Consider the following 17404-nt stretch of genomic DNA (forward strand, 5'->3'; position numbering starts at 1 on the left):
CCACGGTCGTGCCGACCCCCACCCCCACCCGCAGCGCGGCACCTCGCCCCACGACGAGCCCGTCCGCCACCGCCGCGCCGGCCCCCACCCCCACCCGCAGCGCGGCACCTCGCCCCACGACGAGCCCGTCCGCCACGGCCGCACCGGCACCTGCTCCCACGGCGAGCGCCCCGGGCGTGACGCTGCCGCCGGCGGGCGCACGCTTCGAGTACCAGATCGGTGGCGCGGACGCACCCGCCGCGGACACCCAGGTGGTCATCCGTGACTCCACCGCCGCCCCGACCGGCCGCTACGACATCTGCTACGTCAACGGGTTCCAGACCCAGCCGGGCGAGACCGCTCGTCTCCTGCGCGAGTCCCCCGAGCTGGTGCTGCACCGCAACGGCAAGCCCGTGCAGGACGCGGGCTGGCCGGACGAGGTGCTGTACGACATCACGACCCCCGCGCTGCGCACCCGGGTCGCGGAGCGCATCGGCGCCGTCATCGCCTCGTGCGCCGCCGCAGGGTTCGACGCCGTCGAGATCGACAACCTGGACTCCTACACGCGCTCCGGTGGTCTGATCACCCCCGAGCACACGCTCGCCTACACGGGGCTGCTGGTGGACCGGGCGCACAGCCTGGGCCTGGCGTTCGCGCAGAAGAACACCGCCGAGCTGGTGCGGGAGGTCCGCGCCCTGGGTGCCGACCTCGTGGTCGCGGAGGAGTGCCAGGAGTGGAAGGAGTGCCACGTGTACACGCGGGTCTACCCGGTGGTCCTCGACATCGAGTACCAGCGCGCGGCGTTCGACGCCGCCTGCGCGGTGCAGCGGTCCACCGCACGCGACCCACGCCTGTCGGTGATCCTGCGCGACTACGGCGTCTCCCCGCGCGGCGCCCGTGGTGCGGTGCACGGGACCTGCTGACCCACCGGCGGCCACCCCGCCGCTGACACCGCAGGATAGGGGCGTGGACCCCGCACGCGCGCACCGTCTCGAGGCCGGTGTGCGCGTGCGGGGCGCAGCCACGGTGCTGCACCTGGACGCCGACGCGTTCTTCGCGGCCGTCGAGCAGCGCGACAAGCCGTCGCTGCGGGGACGGCCCGTGCTCGTCGGCGGCGTCGGGGGGCGCGGCGTCGTGTCGACCGCGTCCTACGAGGCGCGGCGCGACGGCGCCCGGTCCGCGATGCCGATGGCCCGGGCCCGCCGCCTCAGCCCCGCCGCGGCCGTCCTCGTGCCCCGGTTCGCCGCGTACGCCGCGTACTCGCAGGTCATCATGGGGGTGCTGCGCGAGCTGACGCCCGCGGTCGAGCCGCTGTCGATCGACGAGGCGTTCGCCGACCTGGCCCTCGCGCCGGATGGCGTCCCGGAGCCCGAGGATGCCGCCGCACAGCTGCAGGCGCGCGTGGCCGAGCTCACCGGGCTCACCGTGTCGGTGGGCGTCGGCCGCTCCAAGCTGGTCGCCAAGATCGCGTCCGACCTGCGCAAGCCCGGCGGGGTCGTCGTCGTGCGGCCCGAGGACGAGGACGACGTGCTGCTGCCCCTGGACGTGCGGACCGTCCCCGGGGTCGGCCCCGCGACCCAGGGCGCGCTGGAGCGCCTCGGCGTGCGGACCGTCGCCGACCTGCGACGCCAGCCGCTCGACACCCTGACGATGACGCTCGGCGAGGCGCACGGCACCGGGCTGTACCTCATGTCCCGCGGCCTGGACGACCGGCCCGTGGTCACCACGACCGAGCGCAAGTCCGCCGGTGCCGAGCGGACCTTCGCCACCGACCTGCGCGGGCGCGACGTCGTCCTGTCCGCGGTCGACGACGTCGTCGACGAGGCCCTGCAGCGGCTCGAGCGGCACGGTGGCGCCGCGCGCACGGTCGTCGCCAAGGTGCGCTACGCCGACTTCTCGACCGTCACCCGGTCGGTCACGTTCCCGCACCCCACCGCGTCGGACGCGGACCTGCGCGACGCCGCCCGCAGGGCGGTGCTCGCCGCCGGCGTCGTCGAGCCAGTCCGCCTGCTGGGGGTGGCGTTCCACGCCCTGTCCACGCACGCGCAGCTCGCCCTCGACCTCGACGCCCACCTGTTCGACGCGCCACGTCGCGCGGTCGTCGGCGAGCACGACCACGTGGGCGGGCGGATGGTGGACGCGGACGGCGCGGACCCGGTGCTGCCCGACGGCGTCGCGGCCCCCGACGTCGACGAGGACGTGGTCCGGCTCGTCGAGGACGACCCGCGGCTCGTCGGGGCGGAGAAGGCGGTCGTCGGCCGGCCGCTCGGCGGCTCGCAGGTGGGGCTGCCGCTCGACGAGGGCAACGCGCGCCCGGGGCTCGACGTCGAGCACGCGACCCTCGGGCGCGGCTGGGTCGTGCACGTGCGCGGGCGGGAGGCGACCGTGCGGTTCGAGACCGCCGTGACCCCGCCCGCCCGGTCCCGGGTGGTCGACCTCGACGCGGACCCGCTCGTGCTCGTCGAGCCCGTGGGGGTCACGCCCCCGTCGGCAGTCCCGCCCGAGCTGCGCGACGACGCCTGACGACGGCCCCCACCACGACGACGCCCGCCCCGAGCAGCGCCCCGACCAAGAGCTGGGCGGCGAGCTCCACGCCCGGGAGCGCCTGCCCCAGTGGGGTGAGCACGAGCGCACCGGTCGCGACGAGCACCAGCACGGCGATCTCCAGCACGGTCCACCAGCGGACGCCGGTCCGGCGGGTCCGCACCGTCTGCTCCGCGGCGACGACGACCACGACCGCGAGCACGAGCGGCCCGAGGTCCCCCAGCGCGGACGCGAGCACCAACGCCGCGGCCAACGCGGCGCGCAGCCACCGGTCCCCGTCCTGGTTCCAGCGGGGCCCGTCCCCGTCGTCGCCCGACGGGTCCGAGCGGTACGCCTGCGCGTCGACCGGCCGCGCCGCCGGGATCCCTGCCGCCCCCTGCTGTCCGCTCATCCGGCCATCCTGGCGCACCGGCCCCGTCCGCGGGGGCCGTTCGCCGCGTCGGAACCGGGACCGTGCGGGGTTGCCGTCGTCAGGCGACGGCAACCCCTCACGTTCGCGGGTGCGTCAGTCGCGGGCCGTCAGGACCACCGGGCCGCGCTTGGTGATCGCGACGGTGTGCTCCGCGTGCGCCGTGAGCGCGCCGTCGGCGCTGCGGATGGTCCAGCCGTCGTCGTCGATGACGTAGTCGCTGCCGCCGGCCATGAGCCACGGCTCGATGGCGATCACCGTGCCCGGCTTGAGGCGGATGCCGGTGCCGGGTCGGCCGTCGTTGGCGACGTGCGGGTCCTCGTGCATCGTCCGCCCGACGCCGTGCCCACCGAAGTCGGTGTTGAGCGCGAACCCGGTCTGCCGCGCGACCCGCCCGATGGCAGCGGAGATGTCGCCCATCCGCGCGTTCGGCTGCGCCGCCGCGATACCCGCCGCGAGCGCCTGCTCGGTCGCCGTGATGAGGGCCTGCGCCTGGGGCGTCGTCGTGCCGAGCTGGAACGTCAGCGCCGAGTCGGCGACCCAGCCCTCGACCTCGCACGCGAAGTCGATGCTCACGACGTCCCCGTCGGCCAGCACCCGGTCCGAGGGGAGCCCGTGCAGCGCGTGGTCGTTGACGGACGTGCACAGGACGCCCGGGTACGGCATCGCCCCGAAGCTCGGGTGGTACCCGAGGTACACCGAGCGGGCGCCGGCCTGCGCGATGAGGTCGCGCGCGTGGGCGTCCAGGTCGTTCGTCGTCATGCCGACCTGGGCGTACGCGCGCAGCGACGTCAGGACGCTCGCGACGAACCGCCCGGCGGGGCGCATCTGCTCGATCTCTGCGGGGGACTTGAGGGCCACGCGCGTCAGTGTGTCACCACCCCGGCCAGGGCACGGACTCGCGCGGGCCGGGCTCGCGACCCAGGCGCCGGGCGGCGGCGCGGGCGACGGCCGGGTCGGGCGGGAAGGCGCCCGGCGCCAGGCGCGACGCCCCGGGGACGAGGACGCGCACGCACGCCCACCCACGCGCGGCGACGTCCGGGGTCGTCAGGTCGACGACCCACGGGACCGCCGCCGGGTCCGCCGCGAGCGCGCCGTGGACAGCCGCGAGCGCGCCGTGTGCCCCGGGCGCCGGGTCCGCCCCAGGCGACGACGACCGCTGCGTGCCGCGCGCGGGCGCCGTCGTCCGCAGGCCGCCCAGCCGCGCGTGCACGCGCCGGCGCACCGTCGGGTCCAGGGCGAGCTGCACGTGGTGCAGGGGGTCGACGAGGCCGCGCGCACCCGGTCCCGCGGCGGCGAGGTGGTCGCCGGACGGGCGGTGCACGGCCGCGCCGGAGCGCACGAGCGAGCCCCCCGGGTCGGCGAGGTCGCGCGCCACGACGAGCTGCCACAGCGCGCGGGCCGCGGCGGCGTGCTGCGCGCGCGGACCGGCCGCGACCGCCAGGACGGTCACCGCGCCGTCGTCGACGACCGCGAGCACGGCACCCTCCGCACCGCCCGCCAGCAGGGGTGCCGGCAGCGCCCGCAGGTCCAGCCGCAACGGGCTGCGGCCCCAGGCGCGCACGAGGTCCGGGACGGGAGCCAGCGGGCGCGGGGCCGGGGCGGCGGTGTCCGACCACCAGGTCCAGGCCGCGTCCTGCGCGACCACGTCCGCCCACGCGGCGGCCACGGCCGCGTCGGGGGTGGGGCCGGCGCCGAGCCCGGCCATGGTCAGGGGGTGGGCGACGGGCTCGTCCGGGCGGCCGTCGAGGTACCGCACGACGACCTGCCCGTACGGCACCCGCCCGGTGGCCGCGCCGTCGGTGCCGCGCCCGTCGATGCCGTGCCCGGGCGGCCCGATGCGGGTCGCGCGGACCCACGTCAGCGGCGTGCTGCCGTCGACCCGGACCAGCGGGCAGCCCGGCGTGGCGAGCACGGCCGGGTCGACGAGGCCGAGGTCCTCGAGCGTCAGCACGGGCACCCCCGCCGCCCGCAGCGCGTCGGCCGACGTGCGGACGACGTCGAGCTGGCCGTGGTCCTCGCCCGCCCAGTGCCGCACGGCGGCGGCCGTCAGCACGTCGGGGTCCGGTGCGCCTGGACCGTCGGGCCCGTCGGCGACGAGCTGCACGGCGACCGCGTGCGCGTCGACGCCGTGCGCCGCGGGCATCGTGACCTGGTGGTGGTGGAAGCCGGGCGGCAGGTCCGGGGGGTGGCGCAGCCGCACGGCCGTCAGCGCGTCGAGCACGGCGTCAGGCATGCGGCATCGGGAAGGTCACCAGCTCGTCCTCCGCGAGGGGGCGCTCGCGCCACCCCAGCTCGACCGCCAGGTCCTGCACGCGGCGCCGGCCCAGGAACGGGAAGGCGGCGGGCGCGTTGCCGACCGTGCCGGGCACCAGCACGCGGACCACGCGCATGCCCGTCGAGGCGACGTCCGGCGTGGTGAGGTCCACGACGACGACCTCGTGGCCCGCGGCCTCGACGGTCGCGCGGTACGTCGCCGCGGACCGGTCGGGCAGGGACGGCACGTCCGCGAGGGTGCGCGTGACCGGCGGGTCGAGCAGGTGCGCCATGCGCGCGCCGGCACGCGGGTCCAGGTAGACCTGCTGCTGCACCATGAGGTCGTCGCAGTCGCGCATGTCGGGGCGGAAGTCGTCGAGGTAGCGGCGGTCCGCGCGCCACGGCTTGAACGCGCGGCCGTTGAGCTCGCCGTCGGCCATCACCTGCCAGTGCAGGCCGTCGCGGCGCAGCAGGTCGCGCGAGCCCTCCTGCAGCGTGAACGCCTCGGTCCACGCCTTGAGGGCCGCGTCGGCGAACGACGGGCGCACGGAGAACCCGACGTTGACCAGCTGCGCGTCGTCGTCGTGCACGACCGCGGCGGCCACGGGCACGCCCAGCTCGTTGTCCAGGTGCAGCAGCGCGGTGCGGCCCGGGCCGGCGGTCACGGCGGCGACGTGCGGTCCCAGGGCGTCGGGGGCGACGGCGGGCAGCGGGTGGCCGTTGAGCCACCAGACCATCGTCGCGTGCCGCTCGACGACCTCCTCCAGCGCGCTGGCGACCGCGAAGTCCTCGTCCGGGCCGGCGGCGATGCCGGCGAACGCGCAGAAGTTGGTCGGCGGTGCCGCGGCGTACCCGGCGGAGTACCAGTTGACGTAGACCAGCGACGCGGGCACGAGCAGCTCGCGGTCCGTCGTCAGGGAGCGCCCCGGCACCCAGTGGACGGCCAGGTCGCGCGCGAGCGGCACGAACGGGAAGCCGCGTGCCGCGTACTGCGCGTCGGAGTACAGGACCAGGTCGGCCGGGTCGAGCGCGGGCACCCCGCGGCGGCGCAGCTCGTCGTACGACGCGTGGGTCACCGGCAGGGTGTCGAGGACGTTGCCGCAGTACCGCTCGACCGACTCGCCGACGGCCGCGGCGTACGCCCCCGCGGGGTCGCCGAACGCGCTGCCCTGGCACAGGACGTTGTTGGCCCACGCGCTGACGGACCGCACGTCGCCGACGTCGGCCTGCCGCGTGACCAGCGACGACGGCACCGCGGCGTGGTGGCGCACGTCCCGCACCCGCAGGACGAGACCGGTGCGCGGGTCGACGAGGTCGGCGCGGTCGTGCGGCCGGTGGACGGTGCTGCGGTGCGGCAGCGGCAGCACGGGGTGCCGCGCGTGCTCGACGCCGCCCGGGCTGCGGTGCAGCTCGTGCAGGACGTCCCCGGGGGCGGCGAGGCCGTCGTGCGCGCGCGGCGCGAGGTCGGCGACGACGTCGATCACCGCGTCGAGCACGTCGGGCAGGAGCAGCGGGTCGGGGCCGCCGTCGCCGCCCACGGCCGGCCCGCGCACGGCCCGGTGGACGCGCCGGTCCCGCGCGGCGGCGGTGCGCCGGGCGACCGCGTCCTCGTACGACGCGCCCACGCCGGGCGTCACCAGCGGGCCCACCCACGCGCGCCCGCGGGTCAGCTCGACCGCGAGCCACGGCACCCGCAGGTCGTGGCACATGCGGTCGAGGTCGGCCAGGTCGGCGTCGCGCGGCCCGCGCACCGCGACGACGAGCAGCCGTCGCGTCGTGTAGGCGCGGTTCACGGACGCGCGGTCGTCGCGCGGCAGCACCTGCACGCCGTCCGCGCGCGCGGCGAGCGCGGCGACCAGGTCGTCGTCGCCGGTGAGCAGCACGTCGAGCGTGCGGCGTGGGGCGTCCGGGCGGGCGGGCGCTCCCGCGGGGCCGTCGACGGCGTCCGCAGACCCACCCAGCCCGCCACGCGCGACGAGCAGGTCGTGCAGCGGGCGCGCCGCGACCGCGAGCGCGGGGTCGACGAGGTCGGTGCGCCCGCTGCGCCACGCGTCGACCAGCCGCAGGACGTCGAGCGCGGGCAGCCCGACGACGTGGTGCACGTCGTCAGGAGTGGTCACCACGCACGTGCCGGGGTCGAGCGGGCGCACCTCGGCGAGGGTGCCGGGGTGCACCGCCGAGCGGGCGGCCGGGTGCGGGGTCGTCGCGGGCAGGCTGGTCATCGTGCTCTCCGCTCGGGGGGTGCTCGGTGGCCGTCGTCTCGACGACGGGTGCGGGGGGACGGGACGGGACCGGGTGGGACGCCGGTCACGTGCGGGCGTCCGACGCGCGGGCGTAGCGTCGGAGCCGGCACCCGTGCGGTGCCGACGCGGGTCCGGCCTCATGCGTCGAGGCCGGACCCGCTCGGGTACCGCCCGGGCGTCAGGCCCAGGAGAACGCCGTGGAGACGTGGCCGTGGTGGTTGGAGTTCGGCGCGAGGACCGTCTCGGCCGTGCGCTGCTCCTCGACCGTGGTGATCGTGATCTGCATCTGTGTCACCCCCTCTCCGGGATCGGTGCGTCCCCCGGCTGGTCGCCGGGGTCGTCGGGGGCCGCGAGCGCGTCGCGGTAGGCGGCGCTCGTGGCGAGCAGGCGGTCGTGCGGGCCGTCGGCGACGACGCGCCCGCCGGCCAGCAGCACCACGCGGTCGCACGCGCGCATCGCGGCGGGCCGGTGGGTGACCACGACGGTCGTGCGCCCGGCGCGCACGTCGGCGAGCGTCGCGAGGAACGCCGCCTCGGTGCGGGTGTCCAGGCCGGCGGTCGGCTCGTCGAGCACGAGGACGGACGGGTCGCGCAGCAGCCCGCGTGCAAGGCCGAGGCGCTGCCGCTCCCCGCCGGACCAGGCGCCGCCGCGCTCGGCGAGCGGGGTGTCCAGCCCCTCGGGCAGCGCCCGCACGCGGTCCGCGAGGTGCACGCGCTCGAGCACGCGCCACAGCGCGGCGTCGGAGGTGCCGGGCGCGAGCAGGTTGTCGCGCACGCTCGCGCGGAAGACGTGCGCGTGCTGCCCGACGAGCACGAGCCGCTCGCGCGTGCGGCGCCCCGTCTCGTCGTCCGCGGGGACGCCGTCGACCGCCAGGTGGCCGGAGTCCGGCGCCACGAGCCGCGCGAGCGCCAGCGTGAGCGTCGTCTTGCCGGCGCCGCTCGCACCCACGACGGCGACGTGCTCCCCGGGGGTGACGTGCAGGTCCACTCCGGCCAGGACGGCGCGGTCCGTGCCCGGGTACGTCACGCGCAGCTGCTCGACGTCGAGGCGGCCGGGCGCGGGTGCGCCGCGGTCGACGTCGGGGCCGTCGGCCGGTCGCGCCCCGGGGGCGCGCAGCAGCGCGTCGACGCGGGCGGCGGCGGCGGACGTCTCGCCGGTGCGCTGCAGGCCGGCGACGACGGTGAGCACCGGCGCGAGCCCAGCACCGGCCAGCGCGACCGCGACGGGCAGCGCCGTGGGCGCCAGCGCGCCGTCCTGGACCCGGGCGGCGACCAGCGCGAGCGTCGTCAGGACGGTCGCGGCGCCGACGGCCTCGAGGGCGGCCTGCTCCGCACCGGTGCGCACGGCGATCCCGCGGCGCACGCGCTGGACGCGGGCGGTCCCGGCCCGCACGTCGGCGACGACGGCGGGCACGCGGCCCAGCAGCACGGTCTCGCGGGCGGCGGCGCGGGCCTCCATGACGACGGACGCGAGGTCCGCGATCCCGCCGCGCAGCGCGGCACCCTGCCGGGACGCGACGGGCAGCGCCAGCAGCGGGACAGCGAGGACCAGCAGCTGCGCGACGGGCAGCACCAGCCCGGCCGGGCCGAGCCAGACGACGGCGCCGACCGACACGGTCAGCGCGGCCGCGAGCCCGGCGACGACCTGCGCGGCGGTGTGCGCGTAGAACCACTCGAGCGCCTCGGCGTCGGTCATCGCGGCCGCGACCGTCTCACCGGAGCGGCGACGCCCCAGGCCGAGCGGCGCGAGGCGCGCGATCGCGTCGTGCACGGCCCTCCGCACGGCGTCGATGACGCGGTAGGCGAGCACGTGCGCGACCCACTGCTCGGTCCAGGCCAGCAGCCCGAGGGCGACGACGGCGACGGCGAGCGCGGCGAGCAGCGCGCCGGCGCCGTCGTCGACGACCGCGGCGGTGGTCGCGGCCACGGACAGCACGGTGGTGCCGACGCCCAGGACGAGCACGAGCCACGCGACGACGACGACCTGGACGGCGAGCCGCGCCTCGGCCCGCAGGTGCGCACCGAGCGCGACGAGCGGTGCGGCGACGGTCCGCCACGTCGAGACAAGGCGGCGCACGGGCGCGTCGGCGTGTGCGTCGGCGCGGGCCTCGGTGAGCGACGTCGCGCTCATACGGCGACCACCCCGGCGAGCGCGGCGAACGCCCCGTCGCGGGCCAGCAGCGCGTCCGGCGGGCCCTGCTCGACGACGCGCCCGGCGTCGACGACGACGACGTGCGCGGCGCGCAGCGCGACGTCGACGCGGTGGGTCACGGCCACGACGGGCCGCGTCGGGTCGGCGGTGACGACGGCGTCGACCAGCGCGGCCTCGCTCGCGGCGTCGAGCGCCGACGTGGCCTCGTCGAGCACGAGCACCTCACGTCCCTGGACCAGGGCGCGGGCGACCGCGACGCGTTGCCGCTGCCCGCCGGACACGAGCGCACCGCGCTCACCCACGGGCGTCGCGGGGCCGAGCGTGGGGTCCTGCGTGCCGATCCCCACCAGGGCCAGCGCGGCCGGCACGTCGGGCACGTCCCGGCGCGTCCCCTCCGCGCGAGGTCCGGCCGGGCCACCGGCCGCCGTGACACCGGACGGCAGACCGAGCGCGACGTCCGCGGCGACGGTGCCGGCGAACAGCACGGGGTCCTGCGGGACGAGGCTGACGCGCTCCAGCAGGGTGTCCGGGCCGGCGGGGACCCCGTGCAGCAGCACCTGCCCGGCGCTCGGCACGAGCAGGCCGGCGAGCACGCCCGCGAGGGTGGACTTGCCGCTGCCGGTGGCGCCGACGACGGCGGTGAGCCCGGCGTGCAGCACCACGTCGACGTCGGCGAGCGCGTCGCTCTCGGTGCCGGGGTACCGCGCGGTGACGCCGCGCAGGACGACGGGCGCGGGCGCACCGGGCGCCGTCGTCGGACCGCCGCGGGCGTCGTCGTCCGCCGCGGGCACCGCGGTCACCGCGTCCCGTCCGGCGGCCGCCCGGACGCGGTCGGCCTCGAGGACGGCGGCGACCTGCGCGCCGGAGTACGTGCCGAGGTACCCGGCGTGCCACTGGGCGGCGAGGTCGCGCAGCGGCCGGACGAGCTCGACGGACAGCAGGACCAGGGCGAACACCGCGACCGTGTCGAGGCTCGCCCGGCGTGCCACGACCACGCCGAGGGTGACGACGGGGACGGCGGCCAGGGCGAAGGTCGACAGGCCGGACTCGATCAGCGAGACCCGCAGCTGGTGCAGCGTGCGCTCGAGCAGCCGCGCGGACGCCGCGGCGAGCTCCCGGGCGCGCGACCGCTCGGCGTTGAGGGTGACGAGCGTGGTCATGCCCTGCATGGAGTCGACGAACTCGGCGTGCAGGTGCTGGTAGGCGTCCCAGTGGTCGGCGCCGCGCGCCGCCAGGACGCGATCCCACGCGCGCGGCAGCAGGGGCAGCACCGCGGTCGCGGCGACGGCCGTGAGCCCGACGACCGGGTCGACGACGACCATCGCGGTACCCACGCCGGCCACGACCACGCCGGTGACGAGGAGCTGCGGGAGGTACCCGGACAGGTAGGGGTCGAGGTTCTCGATGCCGTCCACGACCACCGCGTGGTCGCGGCCGGTGCGCCCGGTACCGGGGTCGGCGGCGCTGCGGCGCAGGAACCCGCCGGTGACGGCGGCGCGCAGGTCCTGCTTGGTGCGCGTCATGAGGCGCTGGGCGAGCAGCTGGCGGGTCAGGACGAGCAGCGGGCGCGCGACGAGCAGGGCGGCCAGCGCGACGAGCAGGGGCGCCAGGTCGTCGAGGGGCGCGGGGGCGCGGCCGGCGCCGGGCACGACGGCGGCGAAGACCCGGGAGGTGACCAGTGCCTGGGCGACCCACGTCGCGGCGACGGCCACGCCGACGGCAGCCAGCGGCACCAGCACCCAGCGGCGTCGCCCGAGCAGCCGTGACAGGCGCACGTGGACCACGTCGACCCCCCGTTGTTGAGAGTGGTTATCATTCCCGCTGTGACCCTAAGCACCTCGCCGCCGCACGTCAACGCGTCGTCCACGTCGGGTCCGTCCCGGACCCCGACGGCGGACGACGCGACGGCCGCTCCCGCACGGCCGACGCGGGGCCGCCGACGCACCCCCACGCGCGGCGCCGTGGTGCTCGTGGTGCTCGCTGCCGCGCTCGTCGCCGGCTGCGTCGCGGCCGTGGGGATCGGGCCGCTCGTCGTGCCCCCGCGGGCCGTCCTCGACGTGGTCCTCGCGCACGTCGCCGGCGGGCCCGGGCCCGCCGACCCGATGCACGACACGGTCGTCTGGCTGCTGCGGCTGCCCCGCGTGCTCGTCGGCGCGTGCGTCGGCGCGGTGCTCGCCGCCTCCGGGGCCGCGCTGCAGGCCGTCGTGCGCAACCAGCTCGCCGACCCCTACCTGCTCGGGGTGTCCGCCGGGGCGTCCCTCGGTGCGGCGCTCGTGCTCACCCTGGGGCTCGGCGCCCTGGTCGGCACCGTCACCCTGACCGGCGGCGCGTTCGCCGGGGCGCTGCTCGCGCTGCTGCTGGTCATCGGCGTGCTCGGCGCCCGCACCGGCCTATCCAGCCACCGGCTCGTGCTCGCCGGACTCACCGTCGGCTACTTCCTCACGGCCGTCACCAACCTCGTCGTCGTGCTGGCCGACAGCCGCGACGCCGTGCGGGCCGTCATGTTCTGGATGCTCGGCTCGCTCGGCCGCTCGAGCTGGGGCGACCTGCCGCTGCTCGCCGCCGCGACGGCCGTCACGCTCGGCGTCCTCGTGCTGCGCGCCCGCCGCCTCGACGCGATCTCGCTCGGCGACGACGTCGCCCGCAGCCTGGGCACCGACCCGGACCGGCTACGACGCCAGGTCGCGGTCGTCGCGGCGCTCGGCGTGGCCGCGGCCGTCGCGGTCAGCGGTGCCATCGGGTTCGTCGGGCTCGTCGTCCCGCACCTCGCGCGCCGGCTCGTCGGCGCCACCCACCGGCTCGTCGTGCCCGCGTCGGCCCTGCTGGGCGCGCTCGTGCTCGTCGTCGCCGACACGCTCGCGCGCACCGTGCTCGCCCCGCGGGAGATCCCGCTGGGCGTGCTCACCGCGCTGCTCGGCACCCCCCTGCTCATGGCCCTCGTGCGTCGCCGCCTGCGGCGCAGCGCCGACTGACCGCCCCCCACCCCTCCAGGAGGAACCCGATGAACCCCCGCACCCGCACCACCGCCCTGCTCGGCACCGCGCTCGTCGCGCTGCTCGCCGCGTGCACGTCGTCCGCCCCCGCGTCGGAGCCCGCCGCCGCGCCGACGGGCTCGGCCGACGGCTACCCCGTGACCGTCGACGACTGCGGCACCCCCGTCACGCTCGACGCCCGCCCGGCCTCGGTCATGACGGTCGGCACCGCGGCCGTCGCGCTGCTCGACGCCGCCGGCGCCGCCGACGTCATCACCGCCCGGTCGGGTGAGTTCGACGCGGCCCTGCCCGCCGGCCTGACCGACCCGCCCGCGGACGACCTGGTCGTCGACCCGTCGGACCCGACGACCGAGGCCGTGCTCACCGCCGACCCCGACGTCGTCCTCGGGTACGGGCTGTTCGTCGCCGACCCCGACCAGGTGCGCGACGCCGGCATCACCCTGCTCACCGTGCAGGGCGACTGCGGCCACGACGCCTCGACCGACGCCCCGGCCGAGATCACGCTCGACACCGTCGTGGACGACGTGCGACGCCTCGGCCAGGTGTTCGCGACGTCGGACGTCGCCGAGCCCGCCGCCGACGCCCTCGCCGAGCGGATCGCCGACGCCACGCGCCCGGCCACCGGGCAGACCGCCGCCTGGCTGTACTACTTCTCGTCCACCGACACGCTGTCCGGCTACGGCGGCACCGGCCTGCCGCACGCGCTGCTCACCGCCGCGGGCCTGGAGAACGTGTTCGCCGACCAGCGCGAGGCCTACCTCACCATCGCCACCGAGAGCCTGCTGGCGGCGCAGCCCGACTGGGTCGTGCTCAGCCACGGCCTGTACGGCGAGAGCGTCGAGGACGCCCGCGCCACCCTGCTCGCCGAGCCGGGCATCGGCGACCTGACCGCCGTGCAGGAGGGCCGCATCGTGCTCGTCGGGCCCGACGCGTCGCACCCGTCGCCGGCGTCCGTCGGCGGGCTCGAGGAGCTCGTCGCCGGGACCGAGGCCGGCTGACGTGCCCCCGGCCGAGGTCGCGCCCGTGCTGCACGCCGTGGGGGTCGGCGTGCGGCACGGGCGCGTGGACGCGGTCACGGACGTGACGCTGGCGGTCGCCGCCGGGGACAAGGTCGCGCTCGTCGGCCCCAACGGGTCGGGCAAGACGACGCTGCTGCGGGTGCTCGGCGGGCTGTGCACACCGACGTCGGGCATCGCGCACCTCGACGGGGCGGACCTGCGGCGCGTGCCGGGGCCCGCCCGCGCGCGACGGCTCGCGTTCGTCGGGCAGGACGAGCAGGGCGACCTGCCGTTCACGGCCCGGGACGTGCTGCTGCTGGGCCGCGCGGTCCGGCACCCGGACTGGCGCCCGTACGACGACGCCGACCACGCGGCCGTCGACGCCCTGCTGGACCGCTGGGAGCTGGCGCCGCTCGCGTCGCGCGGGCTCGACGAGATGTCGGGCGGCGAGCGGCGACGCGTGCTGCTCGCCCGGGCGTTCGCGCAGGGCGGCGACGTCCTGCTGCTCGACGAGCCGACCAACCACCTCGACCTGCGCCACCAGCACGCGCTGCTCGCGCACGTCGCCGACGCCCCGGGCACGGCCGTCGTCGCGCTGCACGACCTGGACCTCGCGGCGGCGTACTGCACGCGCGTCGTCATGCTCGCCCGCGGCCGCGTGGTGGCCGACGGCCCGGCGCCGCAGGTGCTGACGGCGGCCCGCGTCGGCGAGGTCTACGGCGTGGACGCCCGCGCGGTGGACCTCGGGGGCCGTCACCACCTGCTCGTGGGCCGTTGACGCCGCCGCCCGGGCGGCGGCCGCGCGGGCCCGGGCGGAGCGCTGCGGGCAGGGAACAGCCCGTGGGCTGCACCTCCTGACGGAGGTGCTGCCGCGAAGGACGAGGTCGCGGCTCCCACGGGCTGCGGTGACTGCCGGGTAGTCGCTGACCGCCCTGCCGGCGAGCCGGCGGAGCAGCGAGCGGACCGAGCGGTCCGTCCGATGACTCGGGCGGCTAGCGGGCAGCCACCTCACGCGTCCGGTGAGACTTCATGTCGTGGACCACCTCCTTCCGTGTGTGCCACGACGCTACGACGTCCGCGCGGGCCCGCCAAGGGTTTTCCCGCGCGCACGGACGACCGGGCCGCGGCGGGTGTCCGCGCCGGTGTCCGCGCCGGACGCCGTCAGCCGGCGACGGTGCTGGCGCGCAGGGCGCGCTCGGTGGCGGGGGCGCGCCACATCGCCATGGGGGCGGCGCGCAGGCCCCGCACGGGGGCCACGTCGACGAACCCGTGACGCCGGTACAGCCGGCGGTTGCGCTCGGTCGAGGACTCCAGGTAGGCGGCGGCACCCTCGCCGTCGACGCCGGCGAGGCGGGCCTCGAGGAGCGCACCACCGACGCCGCGGCCGCGCGCCGCGGCGGACACGCCGATCTCCTGCAGGTACCAGTGGGGGCGGCGCGGGCGGTGCCGGTCGAGCGCGTTCTTGGTCGTCGCGGCCCGCCACAGGCCGGTGGGGCCGCACGCGCGCCAGAACCAGGGCACCTGCAGCGCGAGCCGCGCGACGCCGGTGACCGAGCCGGGGGCCTCCCAGATCGCGACGCCGAGGACCCGCGGGTCGCCGGCCTCGCGGGCGACGTCGACCGTGCCGTCGGCGATGACGGGGCGCAGCAGTCCCGTGAACAGGTGCTCGGTGCGGGCGAGCCGGTCACGGACGGGACCGCCCACGACGGCACCCGTGACCGGGTCGTCGACGAAGGCCTCGGCGAGGACGGACACGGCTGCGGCGAGGTCGCTGGGCGCGGCCGGTGCGACGACGATCATGGGGTCCTCCTGCGGGCAGTCACGCGGTGCGTGACCCACCGTACGGCGAAGTTGGCCAAGCGTCCAAGTCATCTGGCCAAGCCCGTCCTACGATGGCCGGGTGAACCTTCCAGCGGTCGGGCACCGATCCGTCGACGAGCGGCGCGCGCAGCTGCTCGACGCCGCGGTCGAGGTGCTGCGCGAGCACGGGCTCGCGGGCCTGACGACGCGGGCGGTCACCTCCCACGCGGGCGTGCCGCACGGGATCTTCCACTACGCCTTCGGGTCCAAGGCCGCCCTGGTGCGCGCGCTGATCGACCGGGAGCTGACCGGCGCGACCGCCGCGTGGGGCGCCGCCGTCGCGACCGACGACCTGGAGACCGCGCTGCGCCAGGCGCTGCGCGCCCAGCTGGACATCGTGCGCGCCGACCCCGCCCACCAGGCCGCGCTCTACGAGCTCATCCGCGCGGCGCGCGACGACGCGGGGGTCAGCGCCGTGGCCTGGGAGCGCCGGCGCTACCTGGCCGAGATCGAGCGGCTCCTCGACACGTGGTCCCGGCACGGCGGCGTGGCGTGGGAGGCACCGGTCGGTCACGTCGCCGCGCTCGTGCTGTCCGCCACGGACGGGATCGTGCAGGCGTGGACCGCGGACCACGACGACGCGCAGGCCGACGCGTCGATCGAGCTGCTGGCGCGGGCCGTCACGTCGCTCGCCCGGCCCGCCTGACCCCGCCCGACCCCGCCCCCACCCGGACGGACCCCACCGGGGCAGGTCCGAACGGATGATTCACCCCCAACTTGGACAGAAGTTCACCACGGGACCGGGTTTTGCCTCTATTGTCCGTTACGCCCGATGGCGTGGCCGTCACCGTCAGGCACCCGTCCAAGCGTCCGCGGCCGAGGAGTCCCCCCGTGAACCGCCGTCTCCCCCTCGTCATCCTGTCCGTCGCAGCGCTCGTCGTGCTGCCTGCCGCCTCCGCGACCGCGACCGGGAACCACGGGTACTCCAAGCCCGGGTACTCCTCGGGCCACGACCGCGGCAAGGGCCCCGGCAAGGTCAAGCCCACGCCGCAGCCCACCTCCGCCCCCACCGACCTGTGCGGTGGCACGCGCAAGGGCGAGGTCATCGCCTGGCACGCCTACACGTGCGAGAAGGCCACGGGGTACTACCTCTACAAGAAGCTCGACGTGCGCAAGCCGGCCGGGTTCTGGAACAGCGGCGAGCAGCACCGCGTCGCGCTGCACCCGGTGTGGGCGTGGCCCTCGGCCGACGCGTCGCTGCGCCTCGAGGCGTCGAAGAGCCTGCCGCGCGAGTCGCAGGTCATCCCGCTCGAGCTGGACGCCGCCGACACCGCGGCCGTCTGCGCCGACCGCGCGTCCTACGGCCTGCAGGTGGACCTCGCGGGCAACGGCGTCGCCGGTCGCGAGCTCGACCTCGTGTCCGTCATGCCGACGATCATCACGCCGCCGAACGGCGGGTTCATGCCGAACACGCTCGCCTACTACGGCCACTACGAGGTCTCGCGCATCGTCGACCTCGACGCCCTGTGCGCCCCGGCGCCGACGCCGAGCCCGACCCCGGTCGTGCCGACGCCGACCCCGACGACCCCGGTCGTCGTCGTCCCGACGCCCACGCCGACCCCGCCGGTCGAGGTCGTCCCGACGCCTGCGCCGACGCCGACCCCGTCGCCGAGCCCGACCGCCGAGGTCGAGGAGACGCCCGAGGCGACGCCTCCGGCGCCCGTGCCCTCGCCGTCGCCGTCCGAGACCAGCGAGGTGCTCCCGGCCCCGGCCGAGACCCCGACGCCGGTCGCGACGCCGGCGCCGAGCGCCACCCCGACGCCGGCCGCCACGCCCACGCCGACCCCCACGCCGACGGAGCGCGCCGAGGTGCTCGCCGCGGTCGACGACGACGACCGGCTCGCCGCGACGGGCACGCAGGCCGCCCTCGGCCTGATGGCCGCGATCGGTGCGATCGCCGGTGGCGCCGCCCTCGTGCTCGCCCGGCGCCGTCACCGCACGGAGAGCTGACCCGGGGCGCACCCGCGCCCG

At 77.4% G+C, this 17404-nt stretch carries 15 protein-coding genes; 7 read left to right on the forward strand and 8 right to left on the reverse strand.

Features of this window, described 5'->3' with window-relative positions:
* Nucleotides 1-259 (reverse strand): hypothetical protein (locus Cph01nite_RS14780; RefSeq protein WP_203675503.1); only part of this gene is annotated, 259 nt, incomplete at its 3' end.
* Here Cph01nite_RS14780 and Cph01nite_RS14785 point away from each other — a divergent pair.
* Together Cph01nite_RS14785 and Cph01nite_RS14790 are read left to right on the forward strand one after the other, a co-directional pair.
* Nucleotides 177-902, forward strand: a complete 726-nt coding sequence (locus Cph01nite_RS14785; protein ID WP_203675455.1) for an endo alpha-1,4 polygalactosaminidase — start codon at nucleotides 177-179, stop codon at nucleotides 900-902. The two genes, Cph01nite_RS14780 and Cph01nite_RS14785, sit on opposite strands and share 83 nt — an antisense overlap.
* Before the next feature lie 43 nt (nucleotides 903-945).
* Nucleotides 946-2502 (forward strand): DNA polymerase IV, encoded by a 1557-nt coding sequence (locus Cph01nite_RS14790; protein WP_203675456.1) that lies wholly within the window; start codon nucleotides 946-948, stop codon nucleotides 2500-2502.
* Here the strand turns inward: Cph01nite_RS14790 and Cph01nite_RS14795 are convergent.
* The 6 genes from Cph01nite_RS14795 to Cph01nite_RS14820 all read right to left on the reverse strand — a co-directional run bounded on the left by Cph01nite_RS14795 (nucleotide 2456) and on the right by Cph01nite_RS14820 (nucleotide 11366).
* Nucleotides 2456-2914 carry a hypothetical protein gene (locus tag Cph01nite_RS14795; RefSeq protein WP_203675457.1) on the reverse strand — a complete coding sequence of 153 codons (459 nt, stop codon included), beginning with the start codon at nucleotides 2912-2914 and terminating at the stop codon, nucleotides 2456-2458. The genes Cph01nite_RS14790 and Cph01nite_RS14795 overlap by 47 nt on opposite strands.
* Nucleotides 2915-3028: 114 nt before the next feature.
* Nucleotides 3029-3793: a type I methionyl aminopeptidase gene (gene map, locus Cph01nite_RS14800; RefSeq protein ID WP_203675458.1), complete on the reverse strand. Its 765-nt coding sequence runs from the start codon at nucleotides 3791-3793 to the stop codon at nucleotides 3029-3031.
* A 13-nt stretch (nucleotides 3794-3806) separates the two neighbouring features.
* Nucleotides 3807-5168 carry a YcaO-like family protein gene (locus Cph01nite_RS14805; protein WP_203675459.1) on the reverse strand — a complete coding sequence of 454 codons (1362 nt, stop codon included), beginning with the start codon at nucleotides 5166-5168 and terminating at the stop codon, nucleotides 3807-3809.
* Nucleotides 5161-7410 (reverse strand): YcaO-like family protein, encoded by a 2250-nt coding sequence (locus tag Cph01nite_RS14810; RefSeq protein WP_203675460.1) that lies wholly within the window; start codon nucleotides 7408-7410, stop codon nucleotides 5161-5163. Before Cph01nite_RS14810 ends, Cph01nite_RS14805 begins: the two co-directional genes overlap by 8 nt.
* A gap of 312 nt (nucleotides 7411-7722) precedes the next feature.
* Nucleotides 7723-9561, reverse strand: a complete 1839-nt coding sequence (locus Cph01nite_RS14815; protein ID WP_203675461.1) for an amino acid ABC transporter ATP-binding/permease protein — start codon at nucleotides 9559-9561, stop codon at nucleotides 7723-7725.
* Nucleotides 9558-11366 (reverse strand): ATP-binding cassette domain-containing protein, encoded by a 1809-nt coding sequence (locus Cph01nite_RS14820; RefSeq protein ID WP_203675462.1) that lies wholly within the window; start codon nucleotides 11364-11366, stop codon nucleotides 9558-9560. Before Cph01nite_RS14820 ends, Cph01nite_RS14815 begins: the two co-directional genes overlap by 4 nt.
* Before the next feature lie 39 nt (nucleotides 11367-11405).
* Here Cph01nite_RS14820 and Cph01nite_RS14825 point away from each other — a divergent pair, with 39 nt between their 5' ends.
* From Cph01nite_RS14825 to Cph01nite_RS14835, 3 genes are read left to right on the forward strand one after another with little or no spacing between them, the layout of a single operon-like run.
* Nucleotides 11406-12554 carry a FecCD family ABC transporter permease gene (locus Cph01nite_RS14825; RefSeq protein ID WP_239069285.1) on the forward strand — a complete coding sequence of 383 codons (1149 nt, stop codon included), beginning with the start codon at nucleotides 11406-11408 and terminating at the stop codon, nucleotides 12552-12554.
* Nucleotides 12555-12583: 29 nt separating this feature from the next.
* Nucleotides 12584-13573 (forward strand): ABC transporter substrate-binding protein, encoded by a 990-nt coding sequence (locus Cph01nite_RS14830; protein ID WP_203675463.1) that lies wholly within the window; start codon nucleotides 12584-12586, stop codon nucleotides 13571-13573.
* Between the two features lie 25 nt (nucleotides 13574-13598).
* Complete coding sequence (locus Cph01nite_RS14835) at nucleotides 13599-14351, forward strand: ABC transporter ATP-binding protein (protein WP_203675464.1); 753 nt, start codon at nucleotides 13599-13601, stop codon at nucleotides 14349-14351.
* 383 nt (nucleotides 14352-14734) lie between these two features.
* Here Cph01nite_RS14835 and Cph01nite_RS14840 read toward each other — a convergent pair whose 3' ends face one another.
* Entirely contained in the window at nucleotides 14735-15373 is a 639-nt protein-coding gene (locus Cph01nite_RS14840) for a GNAT family N-acetyltransferase (RefSeq protein WP_203675465.1), read from the reverse strand.
* Between the two features lie 100 nt (nucleotides 15374-15473).
* Here Cph01nite_RS14840 and Cph01nite_RS14845 point away from each other — a divergent pair, with 100 nt between their 5' ends.
* Both Cph01nite_RS14845 and Cph01nite_RS14850 read left to right on the forward strand, forming a co-directional pair.
* Nucleotides 15474-16079, forward strand: coding sequence for a TetR/AcrR family transcriptional regulator (locus tag Cph01nite_RS14845; protein ID WP_203675466.1), 606 nt, complete (start codon nucleotides 15474-15476; stop codon nucleotides 16077-16079).
* A 185-nt stretch (nucleotides 16080-16264) separates the two neighbouring features.
* Nucleotides 16265-17383, forward strand: coding sequence for an LPXTG cell wall anchor domain-containing protein (locus Cph01nite_RS14850; protein ID WP_203675467.1), 1119 nt, complete (start codon nucleotides 16265-16267; stop codon nucleotides 17381-17383).
* The last annotated feature ends 21 nt before the right edge of the window (nucleotides 17384-17404 follow it).

It is taken from the genome of Cellulomonas phragmiteti, assembly GCF_016862775.1.
GTDB classification, from domain to species: Bacteria; Actinomycetota; Actinomycetes; order Actinomycetales; family Cellulomonadaceae; genus Cellulomonas; species Cellulomonas phragmiteti.